This window comes from Pseudomonas sp. B2021, from assembly GCF_018135665.1.
GTDB classification, from domain to species: domain Bacteria; phylum Pseudomonadota; class Gammaproteobacteria; order Pseudomonadales; family Pseudomonadaceae; genus Aquipseudomonas; species Aquipseudomonas lactis.
The window spans coordinates 4,498,798-4,523,915 of record NZ_SMOF01000001.1; the positions used below are offsets into that span (position 1 = coordinate 4,498,798).

The 25,118-nt window shown below is 61.2% G+C and carries 17 protein-coding genes and 1 other RNA gene; 3 read left to right on the forward strand and 15 right to left on the reverse strand.

Annotation, left to right across the window (positions count from 1 at the left end; all coding sequences use genetic code 11):
• Positions 1 to 68: 68 nt before the first annotated feature.
• The 6 genes from E1K68_RS20150 to E1K68_RS20175 all read right to left on the reverse strand — a co-directional run bounded on the left by E1K68_RS20150 (position 69) and on the right by E1K68_RS20175 (position 6,731).
• A complete protein-coding gene (locus E1K68_RS20150) occupies positions 69 to 1,217 on the reverse strand; it encodes an acyl-CoA dehydrogenase family protein (RefSeq protein ID WP_057709748.1) in 1,149 nt (382 codons plus the stop codon).
• 207 nt (positions 1,218 to 1,424) lie between these two features.
• Positions 1,425 to 2,027, reverse strand: coding sequence for a recombination mediator RecR (gene recR, locus E1K68_RS20155; RefSeq protein ID WP_003193195.1), 603 nt, complete (start codon positions 2,025 to 2,027; stop codon positions 1,425 to 1,427).
• A gap of 66 nt (positions 2,028 to 2,093) precedes the next feature.
• On the reverse strand, positions 2,094 to 3,128 hold the full coding sequence (locus tag E1K68_RS20160; RefSeq protein ID WP_034136224.1) for an NADP-dependent oxidoreductase: 1,035 nt from the start codon (positions 3,126 to 3,128) through the stop codon (positions 2,094 to 2,096).
• 141 nt (positions 3,129 to 3,269) lie between these two features.
• Positions 3,270 to 3,608 carry a YbaB/EbfC family nucleoid-associated protein gene (locus E1K68_RS20165; RefSeq protein WP_003193199.1) on the reverse strand — a complete coding sequence of 113 codons (339 nt, stop codon included), beginning with the start codon at positions 3,606 to 3,608 and terminating at the stop codon, positions 3,270 to 3,272.
• Positions 3,609 to 3,651: 43 nt separating this feature from the next.
• Positions 3,652 to 5,712 carry a DNA polymerase III subunit gamma/tau gene (dnaX, locus tag E1K68_RS20170; RefSeq protein ID WP_212614582.1) on the reverse strand — a complete coding sequence of 687 codons (2,061 nt, stop codon included), beginning with the start codon at positions 5,710 to 5,712 and terminating at the stop codon, positions 3,652 to 3,654.
• A 77-nt stretch (positions 5,713 to 5,789) separates the two neighbouring features.
• Positions 5,790 to 6,731, reverse strand: coding sequence for a DMT family transporter (locus tag E1K68_RS20175; protein WP_003193201.1), 942 nt, complete (start codon positions 6,729 to 6,731; stop codon positions 5,790 to 5,792).
• 98 nt (positions 6,732 to 6,829) lie between these two features.
• Between E1K68_RS20175 and E1K68_RS20180 the strand changes: the two genes are divergently transcribed.
• Complete coding sequence (locus tag E1K68_RS20180; RefSeq protein WP_003193202.1) at positions 6,830 to 7,693, forward strand: LysR substrate-binding domain-containing protein; 864 nt, start codon at positions 6,830 to 6,832, stop codon at positions 7,691 to 7,693.
• A gap of 18 nt (positions 7,694 to 7,711) precedes the next feature.
• Here the strand turns inward: E1K68_RS20180 and E1K68_RS20185 are convergent, their stop codons facing one another.
• From E1K68_RS20185 to E1K68_RS20225, 9 genes are all read right to left on the reverse strand, one after another.
• The gene (locus E1K68_RS20185) at positions 7,712 to 8,302 is read right to left on the reverse strand and encodes a hypothetical protein (RefSeq protein ID WP_003193204.1); all 591 of its coding nucleotides are present in this window, start codon (positions 8,300 to 8,302) and stop codon (positions 7,712 to 7,714) included.
• Position 8,303: 1 nt separating this feature from the next.
• On the reverse strand, positions 8,304 to 9,350 hold the full coding sequence (locus E1K68_RS20190; RefSeq protein WP_003193205.1) for an N-acetylmuramidase family protein: 1,047 nt from the start codon (positions 9,348 to 9,350) through the stop codon (positions 8,304 to 8,306).
• Positions 9,351 to 9,508: 158 nt separating this feature from the next.
• Complete coding sequence (locus E1K68_RS20195; RefSeq protein WP_094774057.1) at positions 9,509 to 11,470, reverse strand: hypothetical protein; 1,962 nt, start codon at positions 11,468 to 11,470, stop codon at positions 9,509 to 9,511.
• 151 nt (positions 11,471 to 11,621) lie between these two features.
• Positions 11,622 to 11,718, reverse strand: an RNA gene (ffs, locus tag E1K68_RS20200) — signal recognition particle sRNA small type.
• Positions 11,719 to 11,816: 98 nt separating this feature from the next.
• Positions 11,817 to 12,983, reverse strand: coding sequence for a putative zinc-binding metallopeptidase (locus tag E1K68_RS20205; protein ID WP_094774058.1), 1,167 nt, complete (start codon positions 12,981 to 12,983; stop codon positions 11,817 to 11,819).
• A 259-nt stretch (positions 12,984 to 13,242) separates the two neighbouring features.
• The gene (gene ligA, locus E1K68_RS20210; protein WP_003193237.1) at positions 13,243 to 15,609 is read right to left on the reverse strand and encodes an NAD-dependent DNA ligase LigA; all 2,367 of its coding nucleotides are present in this window, start codon (positions 15,607 to 15,609) and stop codon (positions 13,243 to 13,245) included.
• Between the two features lie 87 nt (positions 15,610 to 15,696).
• The gene (zipA, locus tag E1K68_RS20215) at positions 15,697 to 16,560 is read right to left on the reverse strand and encodes a cell division protein ZipA (protein ID WP_003193239.1); all 864 of its coding nucleotides are present in this window, start codon (positions 16,558 to 16,560) and stop codon (positions 15,697 to 15,699) included.
• Between the two features lie 258 nt (positions 16,561 to 16,818).
• Positions 16,819 to 20,307, reverse strand: coding sequence for a chromosome segregation protein SMC (gene smc / locus E1K68_RS20220; RefSeq protein ID WP_003193241.1), 3,489 nt, complete (start codon positions 20,305 to 20,307; stop codon positions 16,819 to 16,821).
• A 2-nt stretch (positions 20,308 to 20,309) separates the two neighbouring features.
• On the reverse strand, positions 20,310 to 20,969 hold the full coding sequence (locus E1K68_RS20225; RefSeq protein ID WP_034136171.1) for a GntR family transcriptional regulator: 660 nt from the start codon (positions 20,967 to 20,969) through the stop codon (positions 20,310 to 20,312).
• A gap of 280 nt (positions 20,970 to 21,249) precedes the next feature.
• Between E1K68_RS20225 and xdhA the strand changes: the two genes are divergently transcribed.
• A complete protein-coding gene (gene xdhA / locus E1K68_RS20230) occupies positions 21,250 to 22,698 on the forward strand; it encodes a xanthine dehydrogenase small subunit (protein ID WP_003193245.1) in 1,449 nt (482 codons plus the stop codon).
• Complete coding sequence (xdhB, locus tag E1K68_RS20235; RefSeq protein ID WP_212614583.1) at positions 22,691 to 25,117, forward strand: xanthine dehydrogenase molybdopterin binding subunit; 2,427 nt, start codon at positions 22,691 to 22,693, stop codon at positions 25,115 to 25,117. Before xdhA ends, xdhB begins: the two co-directional genes overlap by 8 nt.
• Position 25,118 lies beyond the last annotated feature (1 nt).

Sequence of the window (25,118 nt, forward strand, 5' to 3'; positions counted from 1 at the left end):
CACCTTGGAATGCATTCCCCTGTGGGAGCCGGGCTTGCCCGCGATGAGGCCCGAAAGAACACCCCGGTTTACAACCCCATCTGCTTACTGATGATCTCATTCATCACTTCACGCGTCCCGCCACCAATCGACAGAATCCGGTTATCACGATACAGCCGCTCCACCAGGCTGCCACGCATATACCCCTGCCCACCCAGTATCTGCACCGCGTCATACGTCACTCGATCAGCGGTATCGGTGGCCAGGTTCTTGGCCATGGAAATCTCTTTGATCACACTCTTGCCAGCGGCCATCTTCGCAGCCTGCCGATAGGTGAACTCACGGGAAACCTCCACCGCGGTAGCCATTTCCGCCAGGCGATGCTTGAGCACCTGGAATTTGCCGATGGGTTTGCCGAATGCTTCACGCTGGGCGGCCCACTGGAGGCTTTCCTCCAAGGCCAGTTGCGCGGTCATGTTGGCCATCAAGGCCAAGGCCAGACGCTCGCTCTGGAAGTTGCCCATGATGCAGGCAAAGCCCATGTTCTCGACGCCGATAAGATTGCCCACGGGCACGCGGCAATCGTCGAAGAACAACTCGGCGGTGTCCGACGCCCACCAGCCCATCTTCTTCAGTGGCTGGCCGACGGTAAAACCGGGGGTGTCTTTTTCGATCAGCAGCAGGCTGATGCCGCCAAAGCCCGGCCCGCCTGTGCGCACGGCCACGGTGTAGAAATCAGCGCGAATGCCGCTGGTGATAAAGGTCTTGGCGCCGCTCACGCGGTAATGCTCGCCCTCACGCACTGCGCGGGTTTGCAGGTTGGCCACATCTGAGCCGCCGCTGGGCTCGGTGACCGCCAGGGCGATGATCTTTTCGCCAGCCAGCACCCGAGGCGCTATGCGCTCACGCACGTCGGGCCGGGCCCATTTGACGATGGGCGGCAGGCCGATATCCAGGGAGCCGAGCCCCGCCACCACCCCACCGGAGCCGCAACGCATCAGTTCTTCGCTGGCAGCGACCTTGGCGAACAGATCGCCTTCGTGGCTGCCACCCAGGGTTTCGGGGTAGCCAATGCCTAGAATCCCCGCCGCACCGGCCTTGAGGTAGAGCTCGCGAGGAAAGCTTTGCGCCTCCTCCCACTGCTCGATGCCGGGCAACATCTCACGCTCGACGAAGCGGCGCACGCTGTCGCGGACCAATTGGTGGCTGGGATCGAAGTATTCCTGATAGGCAGACATCGGCAAGCTCCATGGCGGGATGGAGCGAACTTACCAAGCGCTTGCTTGGTTATCAAGTCATGTGTCTGCGCTAACCCTGTAGGAGCGAGCTTGCTCGCGAAAACCGTCAACGATAACGCGTGCTTCCTGCGTGAACACGGCGCCTATTGGTTTTTCGCGAGCAAGCTCGCTCCTACAGGGTTAGGAAGTCCCAGATTGCAGTGGGTTTTAGAGGGCGATGGGTTTGCGGCCTGCGAACGAGTGCGCCAAGGTACCGCCATCCACCAGCTCCAACTCCCCTCCCAACGGCACGCCATGGGCAATCCGCGAAGTGATCAAGCCTTTGTTGGTCAGCAGTTGGGCAATGTAGTGCGCGGTGGCTTCACCTTCCACCGTCGGGTTGGTCGCCAGGATCACTTCAGTAAAGGTGCCCTGCTCTTGTATCCGCGTCACCAGTTGTGGAATACCGATGGCTTCCGGCCCCAGGCCATCGAGCGGCGACAGGTGGCCCTTGAGTACAAAGTAACGCCCGCGATAACCAGTCTGCTCCACGGCGTACACATCCATCGGCCCTTCCACCACGCACAGCAATGTGTCGTCGCGACGCGGGTCGGCGCATTGCGGGCAGAGTTCTTCTTCAGTAAGGGTGCGGCACTGGCGGCAGTGGCCCACGCCTTCCATGGCCTGGCTCAGGGCCTGGGCCAGGCGAGTGCCGCCGCTGCGATCACGCTCCAGCAGTTGCAGCGCCATGCGCTGGGCAGTTTTCTGGCCGACACCGGGCAAAGTGCGCAAGGCGTCGATCAGTTGGCGAATCAGGGGGCTGAAGCTCATGGGCGAAGGGTCCGACAAAACAACGAGACGCGGTTTATACCCGCGCCCCGGATTAGCGTCAAATACTCAATCCTGCGCGACGCGCACCACCAGCTTGCCGAAGTTGCGTCCTTCGAGCAGGCCGATAAAGGCTTCGGGCGCCTGCTCCAGGCCATCGACCACGTCCTCGCGGAACTTGATCTTGCCCTCGCGCACCCAAGGCGCCATGGCGCTGAGGAACTCCGGCTGGCGGTCGCCATAGTCGTCGAACACGATAAAGCCCTGGATGCGCACCCGCTTGGTCAGCAAGGTGCGTTGCAGCGTCGGCAAACGGTCAGGGCCACTGGGCGCTTCATGGGCGTTATAGCCGGCGATCAACCCGCACAGCGGCACGCGCGCCTTGGGGTTGAGCAAAGGCAGCACAGCATCGAAGACTTTACCGCCGACGTTTTCAAAGTAGATGTCCACGCCTTTGAAGCAGGCCAGGGCCAGTTCATGGGCGAAATCTTCGCTCTTGTGGTCGATACAGGCGTCAAAGCCCAACTCATCCACCACATAGCGGCATTTGTCCGCGCCACCGGCAATGCCCACCACGCGCAAGCCTTTAAGCTTGGCCACCTGGCCCACCACCGACCCCACCGCGCCCGACGCAGCCGCCACCACCAGGGTTTCCCCGGCCTTGGGCTGGCCGATATCCATCAAGCCCATATAGGCCGTCATGCCCGGCATACCCAATACGCCCAAGGCCATCGACGGACTCGGCAGGCCCTTGGGCAGCGGGATCAGGTTATGGCCTTCGCAAATGCAGTGGCTTTGCCAGCCAGTGGCGCCGACCACCAGGTCGCCCACTTCGAATTTCGGGTTGCGCGATTGCTCGACACGGCTGACAGCCCCACCGGTCATCACTTCACCGATTTCCACGGGGGCTGCGTAGGACGGCGCGTCACTCATGCGTCCACGCATGTAGGGGTCCAAAGACAGGTACAGGGTCTTGAGCAGCACCTGGCCGTCTGCCAGGTCCGGCAGGCTTACACGTTCCAGGCGAAAGTTTTCCGGCGTGGGTGCGCCTTGAGGGCGTGAGACCAGAACGATGCGTTGGTTGAGCGTCATTTCTTGAGGCATCAGCGGGGCTCCTTTATCGGCGAGTGGTTTCAACGGTATAGGGTGCAGACCATCGGTGCAGGCTTGGGGTTCGATGTTTCGACTGACCAAAAAAAATGCCAGGCGCGATGCCTGGCATTTGAGTCTAGCTAAAAGCGTGTGTCAGAACGGCAGTTTCATGCCCGGTGGCAGTTGCATGCCAGCGGTCACGCCGGACATTTTGTCCTGGCTGTTGGCTTCGATCTTGCGCACAGCGTCATTGACGGCTGCGGCGAACAGCGCTTCGAGCATTTCCAGGTCATCTTCACCCACGCCCGGCAATACGCTTGGGTCGATGCTGACACGCTTGATGTCGTGACGACCGGTCATCACCACGCTGACCATATCGCCACCGGCTTTACCGGTGACTTCGGCGTTGGCCAGCTCTTCCTGCATCTTGGCCATTTTTTCCTGCATCTGCTGCGCCTGCTTCATCAGGCCGGCCATGCCACCTTTCATCATGGGAATCACCTCAAAAGTACGTGGATCAATGAGTAGCCCGGAGTCATGACGCTTGGGACACCGGGGCTTCGACAGGTTCAATAGTATCGTGGCGGACGACCGCACCGAACTGTTGCATCATTTGTTGGATAAGCGGATCTGCGTGGATCGAATCCTCGGCCCCGCGCTGGCGGTTAAGGCGCCGACGGGTCGCGGCCTGGGCCGGGGTTTCCTGCTCGGGCTTGATCAGTTCGATGGCGATGGTCAGCGTGCGCCCGTGGTATTGGTTGAGCGCATCGTTGAGCCGGCGCTGCTGGGTGGCGTTGAACAAGGCGCTATGGGCCGGGTCCAGGTGCAGCAGCCAGTGGTCGCCTTCGATGGAAATCAGGGTGCAGTTGGCGGCGATACTGCCGGTCATGCCGGAGATCGGCAATTTCGGAAACAATTCCAGCCATTGCAGGGCCAGGCCGGTAGCCGGGGCCGCGGCAGGTTCTGCCTCGGGCTCGGGCGCAGGTTCGGCGGTGTGTTCGCTGGCCAAGTCGTCCAGGTAGCTGTAAGCCGAATCCATGTCCGGCTCGATATAGTCTTCGTCCAGCGGCGGTTCGTCGTCCAGGTCAATGCCTGGGGTGGCCGCGTCAACCTGGGCGACCGTCGGCTCGGGAACCGGTGCCGATACCCACTCAGGGGCATCCGGCACCACGCTGTCCGGAGTCGGCGCAGGCATCGGCGTCAGCTCGGGTTGCTCGCCCGTGGTTTCCAGCACGGGCTCTACCGCGGGCTGTTGCTCGGGTTCTACTTGCGCTTCGACCGGGTCATTCCAGGGCAAGTCGACCACGGGCGCGGGCTCGATGACCGGCTCGGGCTCGACCACCGGTGCGACGGCAACCGGCGCAGGTTCGGGCTCAGGTGCCGGCGCAACCGGCTCAGGCGCAGCAACTACTGGCGCAACAACGGCCGCGCCAGCCACGGGTTTGGCGGAATCAACTGTGGCCTGGCTGATCCCCACTGGCTTTAGCGGCTGTCTCGGCGCGTCTGCCGAATCTGCTGGCCGGAACGCCAGCATGCGCAGCAGCACCATTTCAAAGCCACCCCGCGGGTCGGGTGCCAGGGGCAGGTCGCGGCGGCCGATCAGGCCCATCTGGTAGTAGAACTGTACGTCTTCGGCCGGCAAGGCCTGGGCCAGGGCCAATACGCGATCACGGTCGCCATGGCCGTTGTCGACGCCTTCCGGCAGGGCCTGGGCGATGGCAACGCGGTGCAGTACGTTGAGAATTTCCGAGAGCACACCGTTCCAGTCCGGGCCTTGCTCCGACAGGTGTCGCACTGCTTCGAGCAACGCCTTGGCGTCACCCTCGATCAGCGCGTGCAGCACGTCGAACACCTGGCCGTGGTCCAGGGTACCGAGCATCGCGCGCACGTCGGCAGCCATGACCTTGCCTTCACCGAAGGCGATGGCCTGGTCGGTGAGGCTCATGGCATCGCGCATCGAACCGTCGGCGGCGCGGCCCAGCAACCACAGTGCGTCGTCTTCGAACGGTACGTTCTCGACGCCCAGCACATGGGTCAAATGCTCGACCACACGCTCGGGGGTCATGTTTTTCAGGGAGAACTGCAGGCACCGCGACAAAATCGTTGCCGGAAGTTTCTGCGGGTCGGTGGTGGCCAGGATGAACTTGACGTAGGGCGGCGGCTCTTCCAGGGTTTTCAACAAAGCGTTGAAGGAATGGCTGGACAGCATGTGCACTTCGTCGATCAGGTAGACCTTGAAGCGGCCACGGCTCGGCGCGTACTGCACGTTATCCAGCAGCTCGCGGGTGTCTTCGACCTTGGTACGGCTCGCGGCGTCGATCTCGATCAGGTCGACGAAACGCCCTTCGTCGATCTCACGGCACACCGAACAGGTGCCACAAGGCGTCGAGGTGATACCGGTTTCACAATTCAGGCACTTGGCGATGATGCGCGCAATCGTGGTCTTGCCCACCCCGCGTGTACCGGTGAACAGGTAGGCGTGGTGCAGCCGTTGGCTGTCCAAGGCATTGATCAGAGCCTTGAGCACATGGGTCTGGCCGACCATTTCGCGGAACGAGCGCGGGCGCCATTTACGTGCAAGAACCTGATAACTCATCGAAAACCGTCGCAACTGGGAAGCGGAAGCCGGTAATGCTAGCGGAGCAAGGGGGAAATTGCATCCGGCACGCTCGTCTAATCTGACGAAGCCTGTTCAATTGGCCTTTCAGAGGGCGTCTTCGGGCGTTCTGCCAGCACGCTTGAACACCAGCGCCCTTCCAGACTGATAGCGGCAACGCTGGCCAGCACGATCACCGCGCCCAGCATCACCTGCAGGGCAACGTGCTCACCGAGCAGTGTGGCAGCCATCAGCATCGCAACCGGTGGGATCAGGTACATCGCCACCGACGCGCGACTGACCTCGACGTGCTTCAACACGTAACCCCAGGCCAGATAGGCCAAGGCGCTGGGAAAAATGCCCAGCACCAACACGGCGAGATTCTGCGCCATCGGTGCCTGCACGATGGCGACGGGCAGGCCCGGCAGGTTCACGCACAGCATCAGGGTGCCAGACCACACCATGTAGCACGCCATGGTCAACGGGCTGTAGCGCTGGGCATGATGCCGCTGTATGGCGAAGTACACACTCCAAGAGCAGGCCGCCAGCAAGATCAGCAAACCTCGCGGGTTGAGATCGCCCATGCCCTGGTCGCCCCAGATCACCACCAGCACGCCGGCCAACCCCAACAGCACGCAGCCCCACCGCCAGGCGCTGACCCGCTCCTTCAAGCAGAAAAACGCGATCAACACACTGAACAGCGGCGCCGACTGCGCCAACACACTCGACGCTGCCGCCGTCACCCATTGCTGCCCGTAATTGAGACTGGTGTGGTGCAGGAACACCCCGAAAAAACCCAACACCAACAGCCACGGCACGTCGCGCAACGGTGGCCGTCCAATTCCCACCACCCAGGCCACACCGCCCATGAATACCGACGCGATCAGAAACCGCAGCAGCGCCAATTGGCCGGGGCTATAACTGTGCAGCCCCATGTGCACGCCGATGGGCGAATACGCCCAACAGAGGATAACGCTGGCAATGACTAGCGTAAGCTTTAGAGGTGACGGAGTATTCATCGACAGCATCCACGCAAAAGGAATGCTGCCAGTCTTGGCCCAGGCCAGGCGTAGGACAATTAAGCGTTTCTGACTTCTGAAATCATTGGAACTGAGCAATGGAACTGGCCCAACTGAAAATGGTGCGAGCCGTGGCGCAAACCGGCAGCGTGGCCCAGGCTGCGCTGCAATTGCACTGCGTGCCGTCCAACATCACCACGCGCATCAAGCAGCTGGAAAGCGAGTTGGGCACGCCGTTGTTTATCCGTGCTGGCCGAGGGCTGGCGATCAGCGCTGCGGGAGAGATCTTCCTGGATTACTGCGAACGTATCCTGGCCTTGGTGGATGAATCCAAACGCGCGGTGGATGCCAACGCCATTCCCCGTGGCACCTTGCGCATCGGTGCGGTGGAATCCAGTGCCAGCGGGCGCCTGCCGCCATTACTGGCGGAATACCACCGGCGTTATCCCGATGTCAGCCTGGAACTGGTCACCGGTGCCTGGGCGCAATTGCTGGACGACCTGCAGCACCACCGCCTGGACGTGGCGCTGGTGGCAGCCGGCGGCAAACGCACGAAGCTGGAACAGAGCGTGGTCTACAGCGAACGCCTGGTGCTGATCGCCAGCGCGTGCAGCGCACCTATCAATAGCGCCGAGGACTTGGCCGGCCGTACATTGCTGGTATGGCCGCCGGGCTGCCCTTATCGCGCCGCCCTGGAAAACTGGCTCAAGCCCCATGACGTCAAGCCAGCGATTGCCAGCTATGCCAGTTGGGGCACGATCATCGGATGCGTCAGTGCGGGGATTGGCGTGGCGTTGGCACCCGAGGGGATCCTGGCGCGCTATGAGCAGGCCAATCAGCTGGCGTCGTATCGCTTTGAAGCGCTGGCGCCCGTGGACAACCTGTTGTTCTGGCACACGGACACCCAGCGGCACCTGGCGCGAGATGCGTTTGCCGGGCTACTGCGCGAAACCTTTGGCTGACTTGCTCGCTCCTACAATTTAGGGCTTCGGGGCAGCCAACCGTGCGTACTGGCCCTGGCTGATCCAGCCCGTGAAAGAGCGGTCGTCAGCGTTGATGAATTCCACCTGCGCCCAACCGTCCTTGAACGCCAGTACGCCCACCACGTCATGCTTGACGATGTAGGGCCGCTTTGCCGCTTTGGCGCCCGGCGTTTTCAGCAGGTAAGCCTTGTCGGCAGACACCGTCACCAAGCCGATCCATGGTTTGCTGGCGGTCTGGCTCAACTCCAGGCCGGTGGCGATCTCCGGCATCAGCACATTGATGCAGCCAGGGTGTTGGCGGCCCTGCGCCACCGTCAGGGTCACCCCGTCGAGCGCCGCGGCCACGCTGCCTGGGTAGGCAGCGTCCCGCCAGGTGGTGAGCGCTTCGGGCTTGCCTTGCAGGTAGAACGTGCAACCACGGACCACACCCTCGCCCATCGATTCCTGATAGAACCCCTCGACCTGATGCCCAGGCGTCACCGCCAGCATCAGCCCTTCATATTTACCTGAATGCAACGCCGCCGAGCCGGCCAACACGGGCGCCACGGCGCACCACGACAACACTCCCATCGCCAGATAACGAATCATCTTATTTCTTCCCTTCAAAGGCTTCGTAGGCTTGTTTCATCAGGACGTCATAGTTGCCGTAATCGTCGCCGTTATAGTTACGGGCCATGGCGGTAAAATCCTTGTTTTTCATCGCGCTCAATAATGCCGAGTTGTGGCTGCAGAGGCTCAGATAGGCCTTGAGTTGGTTACCGGCATTGATCTTCAATGAGGCTACGAACTCAAACACTGTCTTGAACCCGCACGCCGCAAAATTGAACCCCATGATCTGAAACATGCCCCAGGAGGCCGACATCAAGGCCGCTTCCTGATCCAGCGCAAAGGCGGTGGCCATGGTCTCCCAGGCCTTGACCTGATCCTTGTTGTTCGTCTGCCATTGCGGGCCGGCTTTTTTCTTGTAGACATACGACAGCAGCGGCTGCGACTGGTCGTAGATGTGCTTGGTGTACTTGCGAAAGTGGTGCCCTTCAAAGGCGATGATCGGCAACTTGGCAGGCCCGAACCCCACCTTCCCGCCCGACTCCACCGTGGCGAACGCCTTGACCACATTCACCGAAATACCGTTGCCCAATTGCTTGGCGGCGTTCTGGAAATCCGTATCGCTCAAGGTCGTCCCGCCGTCGCAGGTGGACTGCATCATCAACTGCCGGTTACGCCGCTCGGCCTCGATCACCGCACGCACACGGTCCAGGTACACATTGACCGTGGCCTGTACCGCATCGATGTTGTTATTGCCGAAAATGTTGAGAAACGTCGGAATGCGCGTGTTAGGAAAAGCCCGCACCGGCACCTTCAGCGCCTCTTCGATCAGACTGTTGAACGTGCGCCCGGTGGGGTCGATCACGCCATCGGGATGGGCGTACTTGAGATGGCGAAACTGATACTGGCTGATGCACTGCACCAACTGGCCGTCGCACTTGCCGTTTTCCAGCAAGGCAAACCCCATCTTGGGAATGATCAAATTGAATAAATACTGGATGCACTGAACATCGGCGGGCAAGTTGCGGGCTTTGCCGGGCGTCCCTACCGGAGCACTGATAAGACGAGGCAACCCTTGCAGGCTTTTCATGACAGACATCCTTGTGAGTGAAAGAAGTGATAGCACTTCAATATCAAATCCATGCCCTTGTCATACTCTGAAACAAGTGGCCGGCGCAAGCTAACAAGGCGGTCTGCGGGTTGTCCAGAGGGCTTTATGAAAGTTGTGAAACAGCCGGATTAAATTGCTTAGTAACCGTGGGATTCACGGGTCTTTTGATACTTGTGGTAGTCGAGCCACTCGACCACATCGTAAGGCAGATACAACTGCACCCTGGCCCGTGAAATCGCGATATACACCGCACAGAGTCGTTGATCGAACGCGTAGGCGTCCTGGAACTTCACATTGGTCAACAGTTCCGGGGTGAGCAGTACTCGGTCGAACTCCATGCCGCCCGCGTCCTGCGCCAGCATCAGCAGGACGCGCTCGTCCGGATGGCCACTCAACCGGTTCAACCGCGTGACATCCGCCACGTTGAAGCCTTTTTCCAGCGCGGCCTCGACCCACACAAACGCCTCATCGAACTGGCAGGCTTCGCGCACCTGCTGCCAATCGGCCATGTCGCTGAAAAACGGATGGGGGCCGAGGTCATTGAACTCATTGCTATAGAAATCGGGTTTGAACAACGCGATGACCGTGTCCATGAAGTGCTTGAGCGACTGCTGGGCCTCTTTGCTCGCCAGGCCGAACGCACAACGGGCGTGGCTCAGTTGGATCGCCCACTGCATGGTGTCCCAATGGGAGGCGGTCAACACCACGCAACCTTGCGGGGGCACAAAACCCTGGGGGTAAAACTCAATGCCCACGTCGGCATCGCGGGCGCCCTCGAAAAGCGATTTGGTTTTTTCCGAGTGCAAGCTGATCAATGGGTTGACCAGGCGCTCGACATTGCGCCCGGAACGCACGGAGTAGCACACGTCGGTATGGCGAACCTCACGGGCGCGTTTGACCACGCCGCCACTGGCCTGCTGATACTCATCCCCCAAAGTGATCAGCACCTGGCGGCCGCGCTCGATGATTTGCAGCAGCGGCGCCGGGATATCCTGGCTCTCATCGATCAGCACATGGGTATAGCGCTCGGGCACCACGCAGCCTGCCAGGCTCGCGCGTTTGATCATCAACAAGGCTTCAAACCCGGTGTGGCGGCCCCAGGCCGGGTTCGCCTCAAGGTAGCCCCATAACCGGCTGGCATATTCGAGCAGCACCCTGGCATCGACGCCGGCGAGCGGTTGCTTGAAATGCGGCAAATGCTGGGCCGACAGGCGGTACTCCCAAGAGCGGCAGTAGGCCTCAAGCACCTTGAGGCACACCTCCACCACCGCCTGCCCTTCCAGGCGGCGAAAACCAAAGATATTCAACTCTTGAGCCAGCGCCTGCTTGGTCGGCACCCTCGCCGGTGTATTCAACGGCTGTGGCCTCGGCCCATGCAACAGCGCATGGGCAAAGCCCTGGAAGGTATGCCCGGCCTTACGCTCCCGTACACCCACCATGCGGGCACGCAGTGTTTCGAGTTTTGCCGGGGTACGCGCCAGCAACAAGGTCTTTTCCGGGCGCAGGTGCTCCAGCAAGGCCACCAGCAGGTGACTCTTGCCAATGCCGGCGTAGCCTTGCACATGCAGGTCTTCGTTCAGGTTGGCGCGGAAGGTTCTGAGCAGCTTGTCCTGCTCGGCGCTCAACCAGCGCTCGCGATGCCTGGGCGTGATCACCTGCTGGCTGAACGGATCATTGGCCTTGAGGTGGCGGACTTTATATTCGACATCCCATTTGCCACTGGGCAACAGGTAGTCCCGGGCCTGTACTTCCTCCTCCAGCAGAAAGCGCAGCCTCAGGCTTTTGACCACATTGAGGCCGAAGTACAGCTTCCTCTGATCGAACAGCCGCTGCGCTTCAGAGAGCAGGGACACACTGGCCGAATGGCTGGCATCGACTGCCCAGTCAATCAGCTTGGCCAACACTTTTTCCGCACCGCTGGCGCTCAGGTCGCTTTCCGGCACCTGCGCCAGGTTCTGGATCACCAACACCGCCGCCAATTGGGGCTCACTCAGGGCTACAAGTGCATCGAAACCCTCACTGCCCAACAAACCCGCACAGGTGTGCTCGGTGATCGGCAAGAAAACAGGGCTGGATAAGTCGAAATGTTCCGAGTGCATAGAGCCTCGTAGCCAGGGGGAAGAGACGCTTGGGAGTATGCCACTAGATGCGAAATGACCGTCATGCACTGTGCAATAAGCATCACAGATGACTGGCTGAAAATAACTTGGGTTTTAGAAGGGACTGCAGAAGGGAGCGTTATGGAGGCAACCCCACCAGCCACACCCCGGCACACAATGTTCCCGCTGTGGCTGCTGCCTTCCGGCTCTGACCAGGTTCACGGGTAATCGTTGCGGGGGGACCGATGGGGTCACCATAACGACGCTGCCTCTCGGCAAGCCGCGCCATTGTACCCATCTCATCGGAAGTTACAACCGTTGGTTCCGGATTAAAAAATGAGAAGGCTCAAGCACTTGCCATAACCCCATCGGCCCTGCCGCCTTCTTCCTGGATGACCAGGTGAATAAAGTGCAGCTTGGCAATCACCGCGGGCGGCAGCACAAAGGGGTAGAAATCCGGCTGGCCCATGGCGCGGGACAGTTCGTTGAGCATGCCGGCCAGTTCGATCCAGGCATTGACGAAGCAGAGGAATGCCGGGCCGCCAGGGTGTTGAGGGTCGTAGAGCGTGGTCAAGGGGAATGGCTGGTAATCCAGGTCCATCTCGCGGGCGCTCATGCCAAAGCCCAGGGCCGTGTCCACGGCGTCCATCATGTGCAGGTAGTGGGCCCAGGTTTCGGCCCAGTCTTCCCAGGGGTGCATGGTGGCGTAGGCGCTCACGCAGGTGAGTTGCCAGTCCGGGCGCGGGCCGTTCTGGTAGTGCCGGTCGAGGGCCTCGGCATAACTGGCGCGTTCGTCGCCGAACAGGTTGCGAAAAGGAGTAAGCCAGTGGCTGTTGGCGATCAGGCGGTCCCAGTAGTAATGGCCGACTTCATGGCGAAAATGGCCGAGCAAGGTGCGGTACGGCTCGCGCATCTGTACCCGGACTTTTTCGCGGTGGGCATCGTCGGCTTCCTTAATATCCAAGGTGATCAGCCCATTGGCGTGGCCGGTGGTGGGCGCGTTGCCTTCCAGGTCGATACCGATGAAGTCAAAGGCCAGGCCAGTCTCTTCGTCAACGCTCTTGGGCACCACTTGCAGGCCCAGGCTGATCAGTTGCGCCACCAAGCGGCGCTTGGCGGTTTCGACCTTGCGCCAGCGTTCGGGGTTTTGTGCAATCGATAGGTCAGGGATGGTGCGGTTCAGGCTACAGGCCACGCATAACGGCACAGTGCTGTGGGCGGGGATCAGCCAGTTGCACGCGGCCGGTGAGTCGAGGTTGGCGCAGCGCCGGAAAGCGCCGGCATCGAGATTGTCGTCGGCCAGCCAAGTACCGACCACCGGCCCAGGTTGCAAGGACGACAGGCGGCTTTGCTGCGGCAGGTAACCCAACGCCGCCTGGCAGGCCAGGCATTGGCTGTTGCGAAAGAACAGCGACTGGCCACACCGGCATTGCCACACCTTGCTGTTGCGCGAGGTTTGGGCCATGAACGGAGCGGCGATGCGCGTGCTGAGTTGCTCGAAGTAGCGGAACATGGCGATCTCTCCCTGGGGTGACAGAGACTAGATCATTTCTCGGGAGAGATCGTTCAACAGGCAAAGGATAACGCCTCTGCACTTTGTAGGAGCGAGCTTGCTCGCGAGGATCGTCAACGATAACGCGGGCTGCCTGGTTCACAGCGGCGCCCTCCGGTTCTTCGCGAGCAAGCTCGCTCCTACAGTGTTGAGAGAAGGCCGTGACGCGGAGCGTCACAGGATGCGTTCCCACGCGGAGCGTGGGGACGATCAAAGCCTGTCAGACGGTGATGTTGTGCTTGGCCAGGAAGGCGACGAAGGCTTCCTCGTCCAGTACTTTCAGGCCCAGTTCATTGGCCTTGGCCAATTTCGAACCGGCGCCCGGCCCGGCCACCACACAGTGGGTTTTCGCCGAAACCGAACCGGCCACCTTGGCCCCCAGGCTTTCGAGCTTGTCCTTGGCCACGTCGCGGCTCATCAGCTCCAGGGAGCCGGTGAGTACCCAGGTGTGCCCGGCTTCAGGCAAACCTTCGACGAGCTTTTTCTCGCTCTGCCAATGCATGCCGAAGTCCTTGAGTTGCTGCTCGATGGCCAAGGCACGGTTGGCGTTGTCGGCATTGTCGAAAAACTCCCGTACAGCCTTGGCTTGCTTCTCGGGCAGCGCCTGGCGCATGTCGAGCCAGTCAGCCTTGATGACGCCTTCCAGCGAACCGAACTTGTCCGCGAGCTTCTGCGCCGCGCCCGGGCCCACCGACGGCACATGCAGCTTGTCGAGCAAACCGCCCAAGGTGGTGCTGGCGGCGAATTCCGCGCTGAGCTCGCCCTGCTCCTGCAATTGCAGGCCACATTCGTCCGGCGACAACAGCGCGCCAATCACCTGCTGGTTGTGGCCGTCTTCAAAGAAGCTATGGATCTCATGGGCCACTTCCAGCCCGACATCCGGCAAGTACGTCAGCACCTCTGGCAACGCCTTTTGAACACGCTCCAGAGACGCCAGCGAGCGCGCCAGGACCTTGGCCGTCTCCTCGCCCACGTCGGGAATGCCCAAGGCGTAGATAAAGCGTGCCAGGGTCGGGGTCTTGCTGTTTTCGATGGCGCTGATCAGCTTCTTGCTGGAGATATCGGCAAAGCCTTCCAGGTCGATGATCTGTTCGTACTTGAGCTTGTAGAGATCGGCCGGCGAACCGATGAGCTTTTCATCCACCAGTTGCTCGATGGTCTTGTCGCCCAGGCCGTCGATGTCCATGGCCCGGCGCGAGACGAAATGAATGATTGCCTGCTTGAGCTGCGCGCCGCAGGCCAGGCGCCCGACGCAACGGTACACTGCGCCTTCGCTGACGGTTTCCTTGCCCTTGCTACGCTTGACCAGTTGCGTGCGCTCCACATGGGAACCGCACACCGGGCAATTCTGCGGGATCTGCACGGCGCGGGCGTTTTCCGGGCGGCGCTCAGTGACCACCGAGACCACCTGCGGAATCACATCACCGGCGCGGCGGATGATCACGGTGTCGCCGATCATCAGCCCCAGGCGTGCCACTTCGTCCATGTTGTGCAGGGTGGCATTGGACACGGTCACGCCAGCCACTTTGACCGGTTTGAGGCGCGCCACCGGCGTCACCGCACCGGTGCGGCCAACCTGGAATTCCACGTCGAGCAGCTCGGTGAGTTCTTCCATGGCCGGGAATTTGTGCGCGATCGCCCAGCGCGGCTCGCGGGCACGGAAGCCCAGTTCGCGCTGGTAGGCAATGCTGTTGACCTTGAACACCACGCCGTCGATTTCATAGCCCAGCGCATTGCGGCGCTCGCCGATGTCGCGGTAGTAGTCCAGGCACTCCTGGATGCCCTTGGCCAGCTTCAATTCGTGGCTGATCGGCATGCCCCACTGCTGCAACTGCTTGAGGTTGCCGATATGGGTGTCGCTGATATCCGCGGTCACTTGGCCGATGCCATAACAGCAGAATTCCAGCGGGCGACTGGCGGTGATCTTCGAGTCCAATTGGCGCAGGCTGCCTGCTGCGGCGTTGCGGGGGTTGGCGAAGGTCTTGCCGCCCACTTCCAGTTGCGAGGCGTTCAATCGCTCGAAACCGGCCTTGGACATGAACACTTCACCGCGCACTTCCAGGGTGGCCGGCCAGCCCGTGCCGTGCAGTTTCAGAGGGATATTGCGCACGGTGCGCACGTTGACGCTGATGTCCTCGCCGGTGGTGCCATCACCGCGGGTGGCACCGCGCACCAACTCGCCATTCTGGTACAGCAGGCTGACCGCCAGGCCGTCCAGCTTCGGCTCGCAGCTGTATTCCACCGCCGCGCCAGCGCCAAACAGATCGCCCACCGGCAGATCAAGACCCTCGGTGACCCGGCGATCAAACTCCAGCATGGTGGTTTCATCAAAGGCGTTGCCCAGGCTGAGCATCGGGATCTCGTGTTTGACCTGGGTGAACGCCGACAGCGCCGCACTGCCGACCCGCTGCGTTGGCGAATCACGCGTTACCAGTTCCGGGTGCTCGGCCTCCAGGGCCTTGAGCTCGTGGAACAGGCGGTCGTACTCGGCGTCCGGAATGCTCGGCTCGTCGAGGACGTGGTAGCGGTAGTTGTGCTGATCCAGTTCAGCGCGCAGTTCGAGGATGCGGGTATGGGCGGCAGTCATGGGTGTTCTCTCATAAAGCAAAAGAGCAGCCGAAGCTGCTCAATATGTTAGTGCACGGATTCTACAGACAACGCTTAAGATCGAACCTCAGCGTTTCTGTGTCAGGGCGCGACGCTCGAACTCGACGATGCGCTGACGGTAGTGTTCGATGGTCTGGGCGGTCAGCACGCTGCGTTGGTCGTCCTTGAGCTCGCCGTTGAGTTCCTGGGACAGCTTGCGGGCCGCGGCCACCATCACGTCGAACGCTTGTTTGGGGTGACGCGGGCCTGGCAGGCCAAGGAAGAAACTCACCGCCGGGGTGCTGAACAGGTCGATATCGTCCAGATCGAAGGTGCCCGGCTTGACCGCGTTGGCCATGGAGAACAGCACTTCGCCGTTACCGGCCATGCTTTCGTGACGATGGAAGATATCCATCTCGCCAAAACGCAGGCCGCTTTCGAGGATGTTCTGCAAGAGTGCCGGGCCTTTGAAACCGCCGGCGTCGCGGCAGATCACGCTGATCACCAGCACTTCTTCGGCCGCCGGCTGATCGTTCACCGATTGGCGTACCGCGCTCTTGCTGGACGTCTCATCCGGGAAATCATCATCGCGGCTGCTGAAGCTCGGGCCATCATCGACGTCGAGGTTCAGGTCGCCCTGATGCGGCTCGGCAACCGCCGCGCTACCGCGCTTGCCACGCTTGGACGACGGCTCACGGGCTTCACGCAGCGGCGCGCTCATCGACGGCAGGTCGTGCTCGTCCAGTTGCGGCTCTTTGTGGGTATCCAGCACACGGGGCGGCCCCAGCAGCTCAGCGGCGCCGTCGTCGTCAGGCAAGTTGGACAGGTTTCGGTCCAGACGGAACTTGAGCTTGCCCTTGCCACCGCGCATGCGGCGCCAGCCATCAAAAAGAATACCGGCAATGACAATAATGCCGATGACGATCAGCCACTCGCGCAGACCGATTTCCATGTAATCCCGTGCCTCTAATAAAAAATGCTGAAAAATAAGGGGTTTAGCACCGTGCAAACCGCTTTAAAACGTGGCGCCAACTCTATGTTCTGACTGACGTTTTGCCCACGCACACGAAAAATTGACATTAAACTAGCACGACCAAAGATAACTTTACACCGTCTGTCAAAATGCCTTGAACAAATATGTCCATTTGCCACTTTCCCCAGACCGGTAAATCGCCCTACGCCGCACTGTAAATTCTCTCTCCGGCATGGCTCAGGATTCCACCATCGCCATCGCCTCTTCCACATCCACCGCGACCAATCGCGAACATCCCGGTTCATGCATCGTCACGCCCATCAACTGGTCGGCCATTTCCATGGCGATCTTGTTGTGGGTGATATAAATGAACTGCACGGTCTGGGACATCTCTTTAACCAACCGAGCGTAGCGTCCAACGTTAGCGTCATCCAGCGGCGCGTCAACTTCGTCGAGCATGCAGAACGGCGCCGGGTTCAACTTGAAGATGGCAAATACCAGGGCCAATGCGGTCAGGGCTTTTTCGCCGCCGGACAACAAATGGATGGTGCTGTTCTTCTTGCCCGGAGGCCGCGCCATGATCGTTACCCCTGTATCGAGTAGATCTTCGCCCGTCAGTTCCAAGTAGGCGCTGCCACCACCGAAAACTTTTGGGAATAACGCCTGTAAACCGCCATTAATCTGATCAAAGGTATCTTTGAAGCGGTTACGGGTTTCCTTGTCGATCTTGCGGATCACGTTTTCCAACGTGTCCAGGGCTTCAACCAGATCGGCGTCCTGGGCATCCAGATAACGTTTACGCTCGGACTGCTGCTGGTACTCATCGATAGCGGCGAGGTTGATCGCGCCCAGGCGTTGAATACGTGCGGCAATCCGTTCAAGTTCTTCTTCTGCGTCTTTCTCGTTGGCCTGGGCGGTCAGGGTGTTGAGCACGCCGTGCAGGTCATAGCCGTCTTCCAGCAATTGGTCTTGCAAGGTCTTGCGCCGCACGCTGAGGGCTTGCCATTCCATGCGCTGTTGTTCGAGCTGGCCGCGGATCAACTGGGACTGCTGCTCGGCCATGGTGCGGCGCTTTTCGGCGTCGCGCAGTTCGCGGTCGGCGTCTTCCAGGGCGATCTGAGCGGTCTTGAGCTCCACGTCGACGGTCATGCGCTTGTCGAGCAATTCCTCAAGTTTGAGGCGCAGCTCTTCCAGCGGCGCCTCGCCCTCCTCCAGGTTGAGGCTCAGTTGCTCGCGCTTTTCGGTCAGGCGTTCGGACTGCATCTCCAGGCGCTCAAGAGCCTGGCGCGTGGAATCATGCTGGGCGCGCAACGAGCCCAGGCGTACGGCCAACTGATGGGCGTGGTCCTTGTGCTGCCGGGCTTCCTGGCGCACGCGGTCAAGGCGCTCACGCAGGCTGTCGCGCTGGGCCAACAGCAATTCGCGCTGTTCGGTGTCCAGGGCCATGCTGTCGAGGGCCTCCTGCAAGTGCAGGCGCGCTTCACCGATCTGTTCATGTTCCAGGGCGCGCTGTTCGCCCATTTCGGCCACTTCCTCGTCAAGACGGGTGCGGCGCAGGGTCAATTGCTCGACCTTGGCCCTGCTCGCAGACAACTGGGCCTTCAACTCGCCTTGCTGGCGCGCTTCGTCCTGCAACAGCCGACGCAGGTGTTCGCGGCCGGTTTCCTGCTGGCGCTGGGTAGCGCGCAGGGTTTGCAGTTCGGTTTCCAGGCTTTCCAGGGTGGCTTCGCGTTCTTCACGCTCGGCGCTCAGGTTGACGATTTCCTGGCCACGGGCCAATACACCACTTTCCGCTTCACTGGCGCGACGCACCCGCAGGAAGTGGCGGCCGACCCAATAGCCATCGCGGCTGATCAGGCTTTCGCCGGCCGCCAACTGCCCGCGTTGGGCCAGGGCTTGCTCAAGAGACTCCACCGGCCTGACCTGACCCAGCCAGGGCGACAGATCTATCGCCGCCTCGACCTTGTCCAGCAAGCTGCCCGGCACCCGCGCACCATCAGCCGCTGGGCTGAGCAGGCGCAGGTCACCCTGGGCAAAACCGGCCAGGTCGAAGCCGCCGAAATCATCCACCAGCACCGCTTGCAGATCGGCGCCCAGTACGGTTTCCACCGCCAACTCCCAGCCGGCTTCGACTTTCAAGCCTTCAGCCAGGCGCGGGCGCTCGGCCAAATGCTGGTCGCGCAGCCATTCGGCGGTGCCGGTGCCGGGGTCGAGCGCGGCTTGCTGCAAGGCCTCCAGCGAAGCCAACCGACCATTGAGGCGCTGCAAATCGCCTTGGGCCTGCTGCTGCGCCTGGGTCGCGGTGTGCAATTGCTGGCGCAGTTGCTCCAGGCGCTCCACTTGCTGTTCTTCGCTGGCCTCCAGCTCCTCCAGGGTCATTTCGCTTTCGGCCAGTTGCTCGCTCAACTGCATGATTGCCGCGTCTTCCGGGTCGGCAGCGAGCAGTACGCGCTCTTCCTGCAGCCGGCGCTGGCGCTCGGCCAGGCGTTCCATGCTGGTTTCCAACTGCTGGATGCGCGACTGCTGCACCTCGGCCTGGCGGCGTGGCTCGGCGGAACGCAGGTTGAAGGCGTCCCACTGCTCCTGCCAACCGTGCATGGTGGTTTCGGATTCTTCCAGGGCCGCGGCGGCTTCTTCGGCGGCGGCGCTGGTGATTTCCTGCTCGGGGGTGAGCATGTCCAGCTCTTCGCCCAGGGTCAGCAGCAAGGTGCGGTCATGGCCCAGGTGCGATTCGGTTTCCAGGCGCGCGCGCTCGGCTTCCTTCAAGTCATCCTGCAACTGGCGCAAACGCTGCTGGCCGTGCTGGATGCTCTGCTCGACCCGAGCAATGTCACCGCCCACCGAATAGAAGCGACCCTGCACCAGATTGAAGCGTTCGGACAACTCATGGTGGCCGTCACGCAGGCGTTCAATGCTGGCGTCGGCATTACGCTGCTCGGCCACCAGCGCTTCAAAGCTGACTTCCTGGGTGCCAATAATCGCTTCGCGCTGGCCCACCTGATCATTCAATGCCTGCCAGCGCAGGGCCGACAGTTGCGCCTTGAGCTGGCGCTCCTCGCCCTTGTATTCCTGATACTTCTCGGCGGCCTGGGCCTGGCGGTGCAGGCGTTCGAGCTGGCGCTCCAGCTCCTCGCGCAGGTCGGTGAGGCGGGCGAGGTTTTCGTGGGTGCGGCGGATACGGTTTTCAGTCTCGCGGCGGCGCTCCTTGTACTTGGAGATGCCGGCCGCTTCTTCGATAAAGTTACGCAGGTCTTCGGGCTTGGCTTCGATCAGCTTGGAGATCATGCCCTGCTCGATGATCGAGTAGCTGCGCGGGCCCAGGCCGGTGCCGAGGAAGATATCGGTGATATCGCGACGGCGACACTTGGTGCCGTTGAGGAAGTAACTGTTCTGACTGTCGCGCGTGACTTTACGGCGGATGGAAATCTCCGCGTAAGCCGCGTATTCGCCGATCAGGGTGCCGTCGGAGTTATCGAATACCAGCTCGATACTGGCCTGGCTCACCGGCTTGCGGCTGGTGGAGCCGTTGAAGATGACGTCGGTCATCGACTCGCCGCGCAGGTTTTTCGCCGAGCTCTCGCCCATCACCCAACGCACGGCGTCGATGATGTTCGACTTGCCGCAGCCATTGGGCCCTACCACCGCCGCCATGTTGCTGGGGAAGTTCACGGTGGTGGGGTCGACGAAGGATTTGAACCCCGCCAACTTGATGCACTTGAGCCGCACGCTTAGGCGTCCGCCAAGGCTGCGATGACCAGCGAACTGCTGCGCTGGCAATAGGCTGTGAGTACCAGGCGAATCTGCGCCAGGTCACGGGCCAGTACCGCGGCGAGCAATTGCGCGAACAGCGCCTGGAACTCGCTCATGGACGCCTTGCGCTGATCCAGGGCCAGGTAATAAGCGCGGTTCATCGCCGGCTGCAGGTTTTCGACGGTTTCCTGCAAATACGGGTTGTTGGCGAAGGGGTACGCGGCGCGCATCACGTTGAAGCTTTCTTCGACGAACGCGCGGATGTCCTCGCGCTCCAGGCTCAATTGAAGGCGTTGCTGGATCTGCAGAAACGGCGCCATGTCGGCCTGGGTCTGCCAGCCTTCGGCAACCGCATTGCCGAGCAGGATGTACATCTCGCCCATCAACGTACACAGGCTCTGCACCTTGTGCGCGGTGAGTTCGGTGACGTGGGCGCCACGGCGCGGCAGGATCGCGATCAGATGGCGGCGCTCAAGGATCAGCAAAGCTTCGCGCACGGAACCACGGCTGACGTTGAGCGCCAGCGTGACCTTCTGTTCCTGGATCCGCTCCCCAGGCTTGAGATCGCCGCGAATGATACGTTCGGCGAGGTGGTGAGCAATTTGCTCGGCGAGACTGTCCGGCGCCTTGAACGTCATGTTTTCCCTTCAAAATCTGCTATCGGTACAAGCGCGGCAGTGTAGCGCATTGGCCCGCTGATGGCGCTACGCCCACCGTGGCGAATTTGGCACGAAATAAGCAACGTTGAAAGCCTGTAAGCCGCCAAAAACGCCGGTTCCAGAAGACTGGACCATAATTGAAAGTGTTGCGACCGCATTTTCTTGACCCTTAGGTCAGAAAACAATTGACCGAAAAGTCAGACATGACTAGATTCGGCGCAAAGCGGTTAACAACAATAATGAGTCTGCGAGGCCTTCCGTGATCCAGTTTTTACTTAACCAGGAACTCCGTAGCGAGCACGCCCTGGACCCCAACCTGACCGTGCTCAATTATCTGCGCGAGCATGTGGGCAAACCCGGTACCAAGGAAGGCTGCGCCAGCGGCGACTGTGGCGCGTGCACCGTGGTGGTCGGCGAGTTACACACCGACGAGCAAGGCGCCGAGCAGATTCGTTATCGCAGCCTCAATTCCTGCCTGACGTTCGTGTCGTCACTGCACGGCAAACAACTGATCAGCGTCGAAGACCTCAAGCACCAGGGCCAACTGCACAGCGTGCAACAGGCCATGGTCGAGTGCCACGGTTCGCAGTGCGGCTTTTGCACCCCAGGTTTTGTGATGTCGCTGTTTGCCCTGCAAAAAAACAGCGACGCCCCCGACAGCCAGAAAGCCCATGAAGCCCTGGCCGGCAACCTGTGCCGCTGCACCGGTTATCGCCCGATCCTCGCCGCTGCCGAACAGGCCTGCTGCAACAAACCCCAGGATCAATTCGACAGCCGCCAGGCTGAAACCATCGCCCGCCTCAAGGCCATCGCGCCGACCCAGACCGGTGAACTCAACAGCGGTGACAAGCGCTGCCTGGTGCCGCTGACCGTCGCCGACCTGGCCGACCTCTATGACGCCTACCCGCAGGCCCGCCTGCTGGCCGGTGGCACTGACCTGGCGCTGGAAGTCACCCAGTTCCACCGCACCCTGCCGGTGATGATCTACGTGGGCAACATTGAAGCCATGAAACGCATCGAGCAGTTCGACGACCGCCTGGAAATCGGCGCAGCCACCGCCCTCTCCGACTGCTACGCCGCGCTGCACCACGAATACCCGGACTTCGGCGAACTGCTGCACCGCTTCGCCTCCCTGCAAATTCGCAACCAAGGCACCCTGGGCGGCAATATCGGCAACGCTTCGCCCATTGGTGACTCGCCACCGCTGCTGATTGCCCTGGGCGCGCAGATCGTACTGTGCAAGGGCAACACCCGCCGTACCCTGGCGCTGGAAGACTACTTCATCGACTACCGCGTCACCGCCCGCCAGGACAGTGAGTTCATCGAGACTATCATCGTGCCCAAGGGCCACACGCTGTTTCGGGCCTACAAGGTGTCAAAGCGCCTGGACGATGATATTTCCGCCGTGTGCGCGGCGTTCAACCTGAAGATCGACAACGGTGTGATCAGCGCGGCTCGCGTTGCCTTCGGAGGCATGGCCGCCACACCAAAACGCGCAAAAAATTGCGAGGCCGCGTTGTTGGGCGCCATCTGGAACTTGGCCACGGTCGAGAAAGCCTGCGCCGCCCTGGCACAGGACTTCACCCCACTGTCGGACTTTCGCGCCAGCAAGGAATACCGCCTGCTCAGCGCGCAGAACCTGCTGCGCAAATACTTCATCGAACTGCAAACGCCGCACATCGAGACTCGGGTGACCGCTTATGTCTAACCATCACGCCGTGGTAAAAACCCAGGCCGAACTTGCCGCACTGTTTGCCCAGGACCTCACCACCGGGGTGGGGCGCAGCGTCAAGCATGACAGCGCCGCCAAGCACGTCAGCGGTGAAGCGCAGTACATCGATGACCGCCTGGAATTCCCCAACCAGTTGCACCTGTATGCGCGCATGTCCGACCGTGCCCACGCCCGCATCATCAGCATCGATACCGCGCCCTGCTATGCCTTCGACGGCGTACGCATAGTCATCACCCACGAAGACGTACCGGGCCTGAAAGACATCGGCCCGTTGATGCCCGGCGACCCACTGCTGGCCATCGACACCGTGCAGTTCGTCGGCCAGGTGGTGCTGGCCGTGGCCGCCCGCGACCTGGAGACCGCACGCAAGGCGGCAATGGCGGCGGTGATCGAATATGAAGACCTGGAGCCAGTGCTGGATGTGGTCGAGGCGTTTCGCAACAAGCACTTCGTGCTCGACAGCCACACTCACCAGCGCGGCGATTCGGCCGCTGCGCTGGCAAGTGCCAAGCACCGCATCCAGGGCACTTTGCATATCGGCGGCCAGGAACACTTTTACCTAGAAACCCAGATCTCTTCGGTGATGCCCACCGAAGATGGCGGCATGATCGTCTATTGCTCCACGCAAAACCCCACCGAAGTGCAGAAGCTGGTGGCGGAAGTGCTGGATGTGTCGATGAACAAGATTGTGGTGGACATGCGCCGCATGGGCGGTGGCTTTGGCGGCAAGGAAACCCAGGCCGCCAGCCCGGCGTGCCTGTGCGCCGTGGTGGCGCGCCTCACCGGCCAGCCGACCAAGATGCGCCTGCCACGGGTCGAAGACATGCTGATGACCGGCAAGCGCCACCCCTTCTATATCGAATACGACGTGGGCTTTGACGACAACGGCCGCCTGCACGGCATCAACCTGGAGCTGGCGGGTAACTGCGGCTGTTCGCCGGACCTGTCCAACTCGATTGTCGACCGCGCCATGTTCCACGCCGACAACTCGTATTACCTGGGCGACGCCACGGTCAACGGCCATCGCTGCAAGACCAATACCGCCTCCAACACCGCCTATCGCGGCTTCGGCGGCCCCCAGGGCATGGTCGCCATCGAAGAGGTGATGGACGCCATCGCGCGCCATCTGGGCCAAGACCCGCTGGCCGTGCGCAAGGCCAACTACTACGGCAAGACCGAGCGCAACGTCACCCACTACTATCAGACCGTCGAGCACAACATGCTCGAAGAAATGACCGCCGAGTTGGAAGCCAGCAGCCAATATGCCGAGCGCCGCGAAGCGATCCGCCTGTACAACGCCCACAGCCCGATCCTGAAAAAGGGCTTGGCGCTGACCCCGGTGAAATTCGGTATTTCGTTCACCGCCAGCTTCCTCAACCAGGCTGGCGCACTGATCCATATCTACACCGACGGCAGCATCCACCTGAACCACGGCGGCACCGAGATGGGCCAGGGCTTGAATACCAAGGTTGCGCAAGTCGTGGCCGAAGTGTTCCAAGTAGACATCGACCGCGTCCAGATCACCGCCACCAACACCGACAAGGTGCCCAACACCTCCCCCACCGCTGCCTCCAGCGGCGCCGACCTGAACGGCAAGGCCGCGCAGAATGCGGCCGAAACCATCAAGCAGCGCCTGGTGGAATTTGCGGCGCGCAAGTACGACGTGAGCGAGGCGGACGTGGAGTTTCGCAACGGCCATGTGCGCGTGCGCGAGCAGATCCTCAGCTTCGAAGCGTTGATCCAGCAGGCGTATTTCGCCCAGGTATCGCTCTCCAGCACAGGTTTCTACAAAACCCCGAAAATCTTCTACGACCGCAGCCAGTCACGCGGGCGGCCGTTCTACTACTACGCGTTCGGGGCGGCCTGCTGCGAAGTGATCGTCGACACCCTGACCGGCGAATACAAAATGCTGCGCACCGACATCCTGCACGACGTGGGTGCCTCGCTGAACCCGGCCATCGACATCGGCCAGGTGGAAGGCGGCTTCATCCAGGGCATGGGCTGGCTGACCATGGAAGAGCTGGTGTGGAACAACAAGGGCAAGCTGATGACCAACGGCCCGGCCAGCTACAAGATCCCGGCGGTGGCCGACATGCCGCTGGACCTGCGGGTGAAGCTGGTAGAGAACCGCAAGAACCCGGAGGACACGGTGTTCCATTCCAAGGCCGTGGGCGAGCCGCCGTTCATGCTGGGGATTGCCTCGTGGTGTGCGATCAAGGATGCAGTCGCGAGCCTCGGTGATTATCGCCATCAGCCCAAAATTGATGCGCCGGCCACGCCCGAGCGGGTGTTGTGGGGGTGTGAGCAGATGCGGCAGTTGCAGGTGCTAAAGGCTGTTGATCGTTCCCACGCTCCGCGTGGGAATGCCGCCCTGGACGCTGTGCGTCCGCTCTAGT